The 13,486-nt window shown below is 40.8% G+C and carries 7 protein-coding genes and 3 pseudogenes; 3 read left to right on the top strand and 7 right to left on the bottom strand.

What is annotated here, in order from left to right; translation table 11 throughout:
• Positions 1-63: 63 nt before the first annotated feature.
• The 4 genes and pseudogenes from ACMAZF_RS09580 to ACMAZF_RS09565 all read right to left on the bottom strand — a co-directional run.
• Positions 64-551 (bottom strand): annotated as a pseudogene (locus tag ACMAZF_RS09580) (ISAs1 family transposase); the annotation flags it as partial.
• Positions 552-785: 234 nt separating this feature from the next.
• Entirely contained in the window at positions 786-1,661 is an 876-nt protein-coding gene (locus ACMAZF_RS09575) for a hypothetical protein (RefSeq protein ID WP_435277123.1), read from the bottom strand.
• A gap of 267 nt (positions 1,662-1,928) precedes the next feature.
• A complete protein-coding gene (locus ACMAZF_RS09570; RefSeq protein ID WP_435277122.1) occupies positions 1,929-2,294 on the bottom strand; it encodes a hypothetical protein in 366 nt (121 codons plus the stop codon).
• 201 nt (positions 2,295-2,495) lie between these two features.
• Positions 2,496-4,381 (bottom strand): annotated as a pseudogene (locus ACMAZF_RS09565) (TonB-dependent receptor plug domain-containing protein).
• 271 nt (positions 4,382-4,652) lie between these two features.
• Here ACMAZF_RS09565 and ACMAZF_RS09560 point away from each other — a divergent pair.
• A pseudogene (locus ACMAZF_RS09560) lies at positions 4,653-4,831 on the top strand (peptide-methionine (S)-S-oxide reductase); the annotation flags it as partial.
• Positions 4,832-5,517: 686 nt separating this feature from the next.
• On the opposite strand, the gene ACMAZF_RS09555 reads toward ACMAZF_RS09560, so the two are convergent.
• The 3 genes from ACMAZF_RS09555 to putA all read right to left on the bottom strand — a co-directional run bounded on the left by ACMAZF_RS09555 (position 5,518) and on the right by putA (position 11,692).
• Positions 5,518-6,084 carry a hypothetical protein gene (locus ACMAZF_RS09555; protein WP_435277121.1) on the bottom strand — a complete coding sequence of 189 codons (567 nt, stop codon included), beginning with the start codon at positions 6,082-6,084 and terminating at the stop codon, positions 5,518-5,520.
• A 101-nt stretch (positions 6,085-6,185) separates the two neighbouring features.
• Positions 6,186-7,310 carry a hypothetical protein gene (locus ACMAZF_RS09550; RefSeq protein WP_435277120.1) on the bottom strand — a complete coding sequence of 375 codons (1,125 nt, stop codon included), beginning with the start codon at positions 7,308-7,310 and terminating at the stop codon, positions 6,186-6,188.
• 578 nt (positions 7,311-7,888) lie between these two features.
• A complete protein-coding gene (gene putA / locus ACMAZF_RS09545; RefSeq protein WP_435277119.1) occupies positions 7,889-11,692 on the bottom strand; it encodes a bifunctional proline dehydrogenase/L-glutamate gamma-semialdehyde dehydrogenase PutA in 3,804 nt (1,267 codons plus the stop codon).
• A 181-nt stretch (positions 11,693-11,873) separates the two neighbouring features.
• Here putA and ACMAZF_RS09540 point away from each other — a divergent pair, with 181 nt between their 5' ends.
• Positions 11,874-12,359, top strand: coding sequence for a winged helix-turn-helix transcriptional regulator (locus tag ACMAZF_RS09540; protein WP_435277118.1), 486 nt, complete (start codon positions 11,874-11,876; stop codon positions 12,357-12,359).
• Between the two features lie 142 nt (positions 12,360-12,501).
• Positions 12,502-13,470, top strand: coding sequence for a methylenetetrahydrofolate reductase (locus tag ACMAZF_RS09535; protein WP_435277117.1), 969 nt, complete (start codon positions 12,502-12,504; stop codon positions 13,468-13,470).
• Positions 13,471-13,486: the final 16 nt, after the last annotated feature.

Below are 13,486 nucleotides of genomic sequence, written 5' to 3'. Positions count from 1 at the left end.
AAAATTGGAGATACCCTATCCAAGATCACTTATGAAAGGTATGTGTCTTTGGCGAGACGCTTACAGTAATTCTGGTATCGCTGTGATTTCATTGGTTTTACTATCAACGGCTGTTTGTCCTAGCACTAATTGATGCTGGCAACTCCATGCACTAACGGTATGCAAGGCACTTTTTCTATCTTTTGTTGTAAACGAACGACGTGCAGTTTTTCCATCAATGGCAATGATATCAGCACCTGTGGTTTCAATAAGTGATGATATCCAAGATTGAAAGGCATGCTCTATTTCATCTGCTTTTAACCGACAAATAACACGAGCAATAGTGTCATGTTTTGGAATTCCTGCATTGAAAGTACCGTATTTTTTTAACCAATCAAGTTTAACCAATCAAGTTTTAAGCGCCCAAAGTCTTCAATGTCCTCCCATCCTTCTGCACCAGATAATACAGCGCTAATAGCTAGCAAAAGAATATCGATAAGTTCATGCTTTTTACAGCGTTCAATGCGAGGGTCGGTAATTGAATTAAAGTGTTTCAGAAAAGTTGTGCTCATATTAAGTGACCAAGGTGATTATTATGCCTTGATCTGATCGCTACTTGTTCTATAAGTTCAATTTATAATGATCTTGCCGTGTTAATGAGTTAAAGCTACGTACGCTTCCCTATCCTGAATACCATCAAGATCCGAATACAGTATCGGCAACTTATCGAGCGGAAATTCAATTTCGTTATTCCCAGCTAAATGAACAACCATGTAAGCCATGAAGCGGCCCTAGCATTTAATGCTTCAAGAACCGGTGCTTGTTACAGCATCCGATTTACTTGACTTGTTAAGTTCCAAATTCCACGTTACTGAGCCTTTTACTTCCTCATAAAGATCACGTAACACCTCAACTTTTCTGATTAATCTAAAAAGCCCTTCTTTAGTGCCATTTTTCACATAGACTTCATACCACGCCTTATCTTCTGTTTTGTAGTAGTTTTCTAATGCATAATTCATTAGCTGAGGGTTAGCATCTTCAAGCCCCGCGACAAATAGTGAAATAAAGTTAGGCCGTAACCATTCATTAGATTTTAATGACTCTAAGACCTCAATATCCTGAAAAACATCACCTTTCTTAATAGTCGAAGAGTAGTCGTCTTTTAGAATCACAAGCTTTCTAGGTACAAATATACTGCTAGCAGTACCGCCATTCCCCCAATTTTGTTCGTAAAACCATACATCTGCACCATTCTTTTTAGGAACTAATTTGGGAACTTCCTTGGCTATGATGGTCTCACTCCTATAAAGGGTTTTACCTCCCCGCATACTTTTAACAGGGACGACCAGTTCAATCCGATTCGAGACAGTATTTCCACAGATACCGTAACCAACGATCATCCAACCAACTTGTCCTTTTTCCGAATTTATTGCTTTAATTTTTGGCTTATCTTGTCGGCAGCTAAAAAAGCGCCCTCCATAAGAGCTGCTATGAATGAACTTTTTATTTTCATAAACGCTATAGCTTATGAGCTGCTCTAATCCCTTAGAGGTTGTAACTTCCTTACTTGCTACTTTCAAAGAGTAAGTATCTTCACTAATCGTGAATGTATTAATATTTTTCTTTGCTAGGGAAAAGCAAGAGAAGAGAACTAAGGAAAAACCCAAAATGTATTTCATCATATGCACTTACTTCAATTGGAACTTAACAGATAATCAGACTCCCTCCACTAATTGCTATACTAACCGCGCAATTGTTACTTAATAAATTGGAGTCTCAAATGAAAATTATACGACAACAGTCGGTGTCGATTTAGCAAGAAATGGTATCCAAATCTTTGTATTTTATACAAAATTTAATGATTGTCCTTTATTATTTTTTATTCTTTAGTTTTGTGTCCTCGCTTAATTTCTTCTTATGCAAGGTGATTAACGGCTCCAAATTTTTTCCTATTTAAAACTAGCACTGTCAACACCATTAACCCAAACAAAGTACCGATTGGAATTATAATGAGCAATAGAATTGAATATATTATTAGCGCCCAAAAAAAACCAACTCTTCCGATAATTTAAGCCCACAACGGCAATTGCCAAAAGGATTAAGCCCACCATACTTAAGAGAGCTCCTATTGCTGTAAACATAGCTGCTGATGTCATCTCTTCTGGCGCTATTTTAGGATCATTAGTTCCAAAAAGAGTTATCTCTTGAAATGAAGAGGCCATTGTAAAATAGGAATCAGCGATTCCCCAAAGTGGTGCCCCAAAAAGCAATAACCCCAAGATTGCAACGTATTTCCCTATAATTTCTTTTTTCACATGCTTCCTCTATTTAGTTCCGTTTAAGCGCCTTACTAGTTTTTGTTCGCATGTCGCTTCGTTAATGATATTGATAGAATTCGTTTTATAAAGCAACTGTAATTTGTCCGACTTGAAAACCCTTGTTAAGTTTTAGCTGCCACGTAACTTTCACAGTTATCGGAAATTTATTGACGGTCCTTTATTTCTTCGACTCGCTCTCTACCAGCTGTAAGTGGCGCTAACCGTGTATTGCTCACCGCGTCCTGGTGTCCCGGAATTTCTTCGAAAGATTCATCCCAAGGGTTATCAGCCGCAAAACTAATCACTAAGCCATCAAGCGATTCTGGGGAATATTTCACTGTGATATGGGTGAAAAAGGCTTCGTCACTACCATTACGTAAGATATTTTCTTGTTGCTTACGCCACTCATTATCAACACGAATTTCAATCCGCTCAACAGGATCCCAGATAGCCCCTAACGTGACACGATGATCAGGATAGTTTAGCGCGTAAAAGCTCGCATCGATATTCGCATCACCATAATCTTCTGATTTCTTCAAAAAGGTATAACTCGTAATTACTTTTGCGCTGTCAAACTGCTGAGTCGCCAGCAACTCTAACCCCAAACTGTTTATATCGACAGGATTAGCTGAGCGCGCTGAGGTTGAATTAGCGTTATAAGTCCAGTCGGTTAAGTTATTATCTTGACGATAAAAAATAGCAGAGTCTAGTGTCCAAGAGTCTTGATCTAACGCTACCCCTAATTCTATGTTTTTAGTTGTTTCACGCTCAAGATTATGATTACTTCTAAATAAGCCACCGGATTCGCTACCACCAATAGCGGTATAACCCGCTACTTGACTCGCCTCGGCATAAGAGAAATACACCGTTTGAGAAGAGCCATCAGCTTTAATGCGATGCCAAGTGACATCTCCAATGAGCGATACGTGTGAATCATCACGATTTGTATCATCAAAAGCAGCACCAAAACGCCATGTTAGCTTTTCGTCATTGGCTAAAGTCTGTTTAAACTGAGGTAAAACACTCACTTTATAGTAATTACGCGATGTGAAGTTATTCTCAAGCGTCGTAGACTCGATAGAGTCTTTAATAAACTGCGCCGAATAATTCCATGCAAAGGTATCTGTTTGTGCATGATGACCTGACAAACCCACCGACGTCACCTTTGTTTCATGGAACGCTTGAAAGGCTTCAGGTTTCTCACGAGAAAAAACATAATGATCGTCATGACGACGAGAATAGGCAGTAACTTCAAACGAGCTATCAGTGGCATAACTTTGCTTATGATTAATCATAAACAATTTAGCACTGAGGTCTTCTGTCTCATTAACGTTAAAAGGCGTGTACATATTCGGCCAGCCAAAAAACTTATCTTGGGACCCAAAAAATACATCGGTTTGTGAAGCGGGTCCGATTAATTGAACACGGCCAGAAACTCGCTGGAAATCGTGATCGCCATTTTCAATGGTGCCGTCACTTTCTGAACGCGAAAAGTCACCTTCAAAACCAATAGACCAATCGCGAGCATTTTCTAGTGGCTTACTAAACCCGGCGTGTACACTTTGCATGTTAAAATCGTTATTGCCTAGGCCAACAGAAACGCTACCGGCGGAGTAAATCGGTTTCCAACCAAAGTTAACCGTCCCCACTGAACTGTTCATCCCGAATAAGGCGTTATCCGCTCCGGTTAAGATGCCAGGACCACTCAACATTGTCGGCGCAATGGGAATTTCTGAGAAATAATGCCCCGTTTGCGGATCAAATAACGTCGCACTACCCACTCTAAATCCCGTATTTTCAAAAATACCACCACGAATGGTTACATCAGCTTGCGCTTCCGCCATATTACGTGACTGCAAATCGACACGAGGATCATATTCCAAATTAGACACTGGAGCATCAAAGGTCCCTACAGGCTTTTTGTTAGCGGTGGTTGAACCTTCAATATTGATTTTTTCAATGTTGTTTTTTTTAGCATTCTTTTCATTGATCATGCTTTCACTATCTACATCGGCCGATGCCATTGAAACAGCCGATAAGCCACACAATAAAACAGGCACGCTAACTTTTACTATTCGAATCATTTAAATTTTCTCTTTTAATGCAATGCTATCTGGAAGCAATTCGATTACTGTGCACAATCTACTTAACCAATTACTCCCCCTGATTTAAACAAATAGAGTAAGATGAACCGTAGAGACTGTTCACAGGCAATAATCACGATGTGGGCGCATTATATCTGAACTGGTGAGCGTTTCCATATAACAATTATTCTCAAATAGAAATTATACGCCTATTTTATCAATCCAAATTTCACAATAAAAAGATTCTAAATCTCTAGGCTATGCGAGAAACATGACAAGACAACAAAGTAACAACTCAAACATCCAACTAGAAACTATTTACTTTGCCGGGGGTACCTTTGGTGAGTGCAGGAATTTATGAAGCACTTACCTGGTGTTATGGCTACGCAAGCAGGCCGCGCTAATGGTACAAGCAACAATACCAAAGACGATTACGACGGCTATGCTGAACAAATTTAATGACTGTCCTTTACTTGTGGTGAAACAGATTATTAAATTGTAGCGATTTATCACGTTTTGCTGCTTCCCCTAGCCGATCCAAACGAGGCAGCAATACTTCCACGCTCTGCGTCATGGTCTTACTCCTGTTGAATGACTTTCTCTTTGTCAGCTCCCTTCGCTCCACATACTCCGCCACGTTGATTTTCTCACCGCTTTGTTCGCATGCTTCTTCACTACTATGAAGCTGTCTGACTTCCAAAGGGTTATCATTATCGGCTACGTCGAACTGACTTCCCGATAAAGTGTTTGCTGCGCAAACGCTCCCTTTGGATCTCCCGAGTTCCGCATAAAAGACATCGCCACATGCATAAGGTCTCTGACTGCGAAGAGTTGAGGGTTAACTTGCCTTACCCTCTCGCGGTATAACGTTAACCATCATATTGCCTTCCCCATCAGACAACTAGGTCAGCACTCTTGACGATGATTTCGCAGCTCAATACTTAGCCTATGGTTTCCCCTGTCAACGCTTAACTCGACACCTTACGATGCAAAGCCCATGACTCGGGGTCTTGGCGGCTTGCTGAGCCTTACCAAGCAGAGGGCTTTCACCTCCAATCTTCTACCGATTTATCTCGGCGCACTGACTGTCCTTTATTTATTTTTGCTGGTGAGCGTTGAACGCCTTGTTAAAAGTCTTAGTAAATTTCATTAATTTTTAAATTTGATAAAGACATTAACTCCACACCAATTTCATAAAAACAACCGTCATCTGGCGACCACCTATCAACAACATGATACCGACCTTTTTTCGAAGCTTCGAAAATCCACTGCGAACCATCAAAGCCCATAGTATCTAGCGTTGTAGGTTGCCCCCAAAACTGGCAATCACTTTCGAGTTTGCTAATAATGTTTCTTGCTGTTTCGATGGGAATTTTTATTTTTTGATTATCCACAATTCGACCAGAATCATATCCACCAGCCCCGTCAGTTCGCTTGACATAAAATATATATTTTTCATCTTCGATAGATATTCTGAAGATCATTGGTTGGTGAAATGTTGGTAACCAAGTGAATCGGTACTCATGATTTGTAGCGTTAGCTAATGATGGCTCATCCATACTAGCCAAATGCTTCCCATACCATGATTGGACAAACGAATCCAAATCTTCGTGTTCTGATAGAAGCCCGTCAGGAAAATATTTCCCTGTTGGTTGTGTAGTGCAACTAACTAAAAACAAAATTATAGGTACGATATATTTCATAGTTTTAACGCTCTGTTAACAGGCAAAAAATAGTGATTAAAATTAGCGACGAAGGAGCAAAACCAACTGTTTTTTGTCCTTGTTTAACAGCTTGTTATGCCTCATTCATTTATGACCTTTTCAATATTTTCTATTTCAATACCACTTTGTTCAAGTAATTCATAATACGAGACAGGTACATTATTGACGTTCAAATTAATAGCTAAGTTTTGTATTAGCGGCTCGGGTAGAATATCAGCATAAACTTTTGCAGTTATATCTAACTTGCAGGAATTAATAGATCCAATAATCAGTTTTTGTCGTGATTTAACATTACGCTTAGGCTGAAGAGCCCTTAATTCAAAGCTAACATTCCAATCATTTTGCTCGCCTTCAACATGTAGTTGTTCACTAGCCAATGCACCAAAGTCATCGATTGAAAAAGAGATACCACCACCACGCTCCTTTTTCGGAACTTTAAGTTCGAATTTATCATTACTAGTTAATTTAACTTCATCACTTTCAGTGTTTAATTTCATATCGATAAAAATATCTCTGGCGCCTATCACTCCATTATTTTTTAGAGCAAAACCTACAGATTTGAACATAGATTTTTTAATTAAATACTCAACAGATTCCTTATAAAATTCTCTATTTGATTTTTTTAGTGCAATCCGACTTACTTTGTCCTCGTCAGAACTAGTCAACGATGAACTACTATAATCAGGTATATCATCAATATCTTGAACATCAAAATAATCGACTTCTATAGTTATTTCTTTTCCTAAGTAGTCTCCTGAATCCGAATCGAAGAATTCAATTTCTATCTTGTCACCATTTTCACTAGCTAAAGCATTACTATCATTTGCATCAGCAGCAATAAGGGTTCTTAATTGGATTTCTATTTGCTTAGTTAATTTATCTCTGAATTCAATTTGACTAGAGTAACTTTCTACTAGTGCCTTTGGAAAAGTTTTATTTTTAAACTCTCTCAATTTCGCAAGTTGCTCTAGATCGATTTGTTCAGGATCTTTTTTTACTTGTGAAAAATAAAGCATTACAGGGTGACCTTTTCCCGCGACTCTCTCTATTTCTTCTAATGTACCACTGTCTGCAACACCTGTAGGACTTCCGATTCGAGTCCAGAATACACCTATGACAAGATCACAATGATCGACTATTTGGCGATTTATTACCTCTTGAGGTCTGCTGCCATATTCAGGGGCTGTATGTGTTTCCCACCTCAATGGTAGTAAAACAATTTTTCTTTCTGGAGAGTTTAAATCATTCCACTCTTGGATTGTTTTTACTGCAATCTCTCACTCTTCAACTACATCTGATGGAGATGCAATTAAAACCCTAAATACCTTTGCTTCATATGACATGCTCGATTCCTTGATTTGAGGTATAACAGTGTATTTATCGTGCATGCACAATAGATACAACACCTTGTTTTTAATTGAGGTAAAAATCTAACAGTAAGCTACTTATAAATCAATGATTTAAAATTTGTATTTTGTTTTCAATGTACTTTTTCTCTTGAAGAAAGCGTGCATTGCGTCATACATTGCACATCTGTTCAATGTATGACGCAAACTTAAAGTAAAGAAGCGATTAAAATCAAGCGATTATGGAACTGGCATTGTAGAAATACGTGCATACCCCTGCTCGCTTTCTATACAATAAAGAACACTATTTAGTAAATATTATTGTAAGTGTATAAATAAACAGTTTAAGCAATCAGTTTCAAACTCAAACAAAAAGGCCGAAATCAATCGATTTCGGCCTTTTCTTTTTCACTTTAAGAAGTAAAAACTAACGCTATTTAGTCTTCAATTTCCATGGTCATTAGTGATGCGTTGCCGCCTGCAGCTGTGGTGTCGGTACTGACCGTTTTCTCAGTTACCATACGCATGAACAAGTTATCGTGATGCGATGCTGTTAATAACGGTAAGATTGCGCCGCTGCGAGCTGCTAGCTTATCGTTAATTAAGTGCATTAAGCTGGTGTTGCTATCAACAATAGCACCAGTGACATAATCGTGTGCAACAACGGCGTCTAATTGCTCTTGGCTAGCGATTTGGAATACACCATCGATAATGCCGATCTTTGTAAGGCCAGTATTGATAACATTAGCTTTAGTGCTGTTGTCATCGTTAACGATAGCAATCACGGTATTACCAGCGGCGAGTGCAGCAATCAATGACACAAACCAGAATTCAAATGACGTTTGCTCATCGCCGATGTGAACCAATACGCCGCGAGATTCTAGGTATAGCTCATTAAGCTCACCTGTTGGTCCCGGTAAAATCGTTGGATTGGTTAACTTCTTCTCAGCGTCAATCAATAAGCGACTCGCTTTGGCGATAGTTGCTTCGAAATTTTCTGTGGCTGAAAACGCGCTGTTGTTTGATACATGAGCCAATAGCTGACGTAGTACAGACAAGCGCGTGTTAACATCGCTGTGTTGCCATGATTTTTCAGCATTTTTACTGCGATTTACAATGTTGCTTACCGCTGGGCCTGAAGATTTCGCAAATACGCTATTCAATGATGCAATAGTTGCGTCATCAAAACGTGGCGTTTGCGGCGCATCTAATTCACGTACTAGACGTGTTAGGTACGCTGGGCCACCGGCTTTAGGGCCTGTCCCAGATAATCCACGACCACCAAATGGTTGAACACCAACAATAGCGCCAATCATGTTGCGGTTTACATACACGTTACCAGCGCGTGAGCGAGAGGCTAAGAATTTTGCTTTTTGGTCAATACGCGTGTGAATACCCATGGTTAAACCAAAGCCTGTGCTGTTTACTTCGTCGATAACTTTTTGAACATTATCGCCTTTAAAGCGAATAACGTGCACACAAGGACCGAATACTTCTTTTGTTAAAACGCTTAAGTTTTCGATTTCGTATAAACGTGGTGCGAAGAAGAAGTTACCTGTCTCGCCCATGTTTGGTAATTCACAGGTGTAATGCAATTTAGCTTGTGGATGCGTACTTAGGTAATCAACATGGCTGTGCAATGCGCTAAACGCTTTGTCGTCGATAACTGGACCAACATCACTTGATAGGAATTGTGGATCTTCTACGTGTAGCTCTTTCATGGCGCCAGTGATCATGGTGATAACTTTATCGGCAATATCTTCTTGCACGAATAACACGCGAAGCGCGCTACAACGTTGACCAGCTGATTGGAAACCTGATGCGATAACATCATCAACTACTTGCTCAGGCAAGGCCGTTGAATCAACGATCATACAGTTTTGACCACCCGTTTCTGCAATCAATGGCACTGGCTCGCCGCCACGTGCTGCAAGATCCTGAGCGATACGAGTACCAGTTTCTGTTGAACCAGTAAACATGACCGCTTTAATACGGTGATCTGGCACTATCACTTGACCCACTTTGCTACCGCGAGCAATGACTGGCAATACCACATCTTTTGGCAAGCCAGCTTGTTCCATTAATTCAATGGCGCGCAGTGCGACTAAGCTCGTTTGCTCTGCTGGTTTTGCAACAACAGTATTACCAACAACAACAGCGGCTGCTACTTGACCAAGGAAGATGGCTAGTGGGAAGTTCCATGGGCTGATTGCCAGTACAACGCCGCGTGATGCGAGGCGCTCATCACTCATTAATTCTTCAGCGCGAGCGGCGTAGTAACGACAAAAATCAACGGCTTCGCGAACTTCTGCTACGCCATCCACTGGAATTTTACCCGCTTCTTTAATACATAAAGCGATGAGCTCGTCTTGATTTTCTTCCAGTAAGTCAGCTGTTTTACGCAATACATCAGCGCGAATGTTAACAGCGGTTTGTGACCATGTTTCAAAAGCAGTTTGTGCATTGGCAACAAGCTCGCTCATGCCAGCTTCATCAACGTGCGTGATGTAACCAATGATTTCGCTGTGATTAGCTGGGTTTGTTACTGGTTGTGAACCTACTGGCACGTCCTCAGCATCGATTTGATGTTTAGCAAACCAGTTATCTAAATTGGTTTTCATGACTGTTACATCATCAACATCGGTTAAGTCGATGCCTTTAGAGTTTTTACGCTCGTCGCCATAAAGATCGATTGGCATAGCGATTTGCGGATTGTATTTATCAACCCACGCACTAACCGTTTCAACGGGATCCGCAAGTAGTGATTCAACGGGAATGTCTTCATCAACGATATTATTTACAAATGAGCTGTTCGCGCCGTTTTCTAATAAACGACGAACTAGGTAAGCAAGTAGATCTTCATGTGCGCCAACTGGTGCGTAAACACGACACGCTACTTTTTCACCTTGAACAACTTGATCATACAAAGACTCGCCCATGCCGTGTAAACGTTGGAATTCGAATCCAGTCTTATCACCGTCAGTCATTTCTAAAATGGTGGCTACGGTGTAAGCGTTGTGCGTTGCAAACTGTGGGTAGATAGAGTCGCGATAGCTAAGCAGCTTCTTAGCACAAGCTTGGTAAGAAACATCGGTTGATGGCTTACGAGAAAATACTGGGAAGTCTTCTAAGCATTCCACTTGAGAAATTTTAACTTCGCTATCCCAGTAAGCGCCTTTTACAAGACGTACCATCATTTGACGGCCTGCGCTTTGGGTCATTTCACGCACCCAATCGATAACGAAGATTGCACGTTTTTGGTAGGCTTGAACCGCAATACCAAAACCATCCCAGCCATCTAAGTCGTTATCTAGGAATACCGCTTCAATGATGTCCATTGAGATGTCTAAGCGATCAGCTTCTTCTGCATCAACGGTAAAGCCGATGTTGTAGCTCTTAGCAAGTAGCGCTAGCTCTTTTAAGCGTGGAATTAATTCTTCCATCACACGCTGGCGATGTGAAAACTCATAGCGAGGGTGAATAGCAGACAACTTAATTGAAATACCAGGGCTAAGTTGTGGACCACGACCGTTAGCTGCTTTACCAATAGCGTGGATAGCGCCAACGTAGGCATCAAAGTAACGATTAGCATCGGGCATGGTGCGAGCGCCCTCACCTAACATATCGTAAGAATAGGTGTAGCCTTTTGCTTCTTGTTCAACAGCACGTTCAACGGCTTCACCGATGTTACGACCCATAACAAACTGTGTACCCATGATTTTCATGGCGTAACGCACAGCTTTTCGGATCACCGGCTCGCCAAGACGGCCAACGGTGCGTTTTAGCACGTTAAATTGCTGTTTCTTATCGTTGTCGGTGTAATTCACTAACTTGCCTGTCATGAGTAAGCCCCATGAAGAAGCATTAACGAAGATAGAGTCGCTGTTGCCGATGTGTGCGCTCCAATCGCCATTCGCTAATTTGTCACGAATTAGGTTATCTGCTGTTACTTTATCTGGCACACGCAATAGTGCTTCTGCCAAACACATCAATACCACGCCTTCTTCTGTCGATAAGGCAAACTCGTTAAGTAATGCGTCAACACCGCCTTTACCTACTTGGTCTTTACGAATGTTAACAACCATTTGACGAGCATGTTCCCACGCACGGCTTTTCGCATCAATATCAATCTTTGCTAATGGCAGTAAGTGGTTAAGAATAGTGTTTTCATCACAACGATAATGATCGCGGATCGTTTGACGAATTGGATTGGTGGCAGTTAATGATTGTGTAAAAAGCATTATTGTCTCCAGCAGATGGCTTATTCGTTTGAATTATTATTATTAACGAATTTCAGAATAAGCGTTAGTTTAAATAGTGGAACGATTTTAGAGAATTCTCAGCAGAATGTGCTGGTTAATTTCGCTGTTTTACCGTAAATTGTCGGGTATTACAGTCCCCAAACAGTAGATTATTCTGAATATGAGCTCATTGCCTAAAAACAAGCCGCTTGATCGCATCGATCTTAAGATCCTCGCAGCGTTACAAACTAATGGCAGAATTAGCAACGTAAACCTTGCTAACGAAGTCGGCTTAAGCGCCAGCCCTTGTCTTGATCGCGTTAAGCGCCTTGAGAATGAAGGCTATATCGAACGCTATGGCGCAAAACTCAACGCCTCTAAATTAAAATTTGGCATGTCAGCCTTTATTCAAATTACTTTGGATCGCACCACCAGTGAGCTGTTCGACAGCTTTGCTAAATCAGTGTTAGAAATTAACGAAGTGTGTGAATGTCATATGGTGGCTGGTGGCTTTGATTATTTGGTTAAAATCAGAATTGCCGATATGGAAGCGTACCGTCAAGTGCTAGGGATGATTGTCGATATTCCAGGTGTTGCTAAAAACCATACTTATGTGGTGATTGAAGAAGTTAAACAAGATCACGGCCTGCCAATCAAACCAGAATAGCTAAGTTATATTCTGATGATATATCCCTGATACTATAAAACCCAAAATAAGACGTTTAGATGGCTAGACACCTAAACGTTTTCACTTTATAGTGAGTTCACTGGCTCAGCCACTCAATGATTAACCATAAGGTATTGATGTAATGGACTCTGTTTTACGCGCAAAATCTGAAGACGCTAAATTTGGCGTTTACTTTATTGGCACCACGCCACCGCGTGATGGTGTGCCATTAGAAAAAGTAGAAGAAGTTGCAAACAAGCTGGTTGCGCGCTTAGATAAAATCGACTTTGATGGGCTTATTGTTTATGACATTCAAGACGAAAGCAGCCGCACCGATGTAACGCGCCCTTTTCCGTTTAATAAAACCTTCGAGCCGTGTCATTACTCGCAAATGCTAGGTTATAAAACCAAAAAGCCTGTGATTACCTATAAAAGCGTTGCCTCACGTGATGAGTCAGAGTTTAATCAATGGTTAGATAATAGCTGGCAATTATACGGTGTACGCGACATTGTGCTGGTGGGTAGTCCTTCGTCTAAAGGGCAACAAAAGCTATCACTCAACGCTGCTTATCAAGCCCAACTTAATCACCGCCATAACTATTATGTTGGCGGGGTAACCATTGCTGAGCGTCACGCTAAAAAAGGTGATGAACACCTTCGCTTAATTGAGAAAGACAAGCAAGGCTGTGAGTATTTTATTTCACAAGCTGTATACGACGCCCCTGCCACTATCGATATGCTATCAAGCTATGCACGTGAGTGCCGCGCGCAGAACATTCGCCCTAAGCGTATGGTATTGACGTTTACCCCTTGTGGCAGCGAGTCGACAATGGATTTCATGAATTGGTTAGGTATATCTATCCCAGAGTCAACGCGCTGGCGTATTTTGGAATCGTCTAATCCATTAGCTGAATCGATTAAAGTGTGTCGCAATAATTTAAACCAAATTATTGAAGCCGTGATGCCGCTTAATATCCCATTAGGACTAAATATTGAAAGTTTGACCAATCGCAAAGAAGAAATCGATGCGTCAATTCGCTTATACAAGCTGCTAAAAGCCACATTAGATATGGCATTAGCAGAGCGCGAACTTAACTCGATTGACTCTTAATTCAGCTATTTCAGAG

The organism is Psychrobium sp. nBUS_13 (assembly GCF_051201665.1).
Lineage (GTDB): Bacteria > Pseudomonadota > Gammaproteobacteria > Enterobacterales > Psychrobiaceae > Psychrobium.
This window is presented reverse-complemented; position numbering and strand designations above follow the sequence as displayed.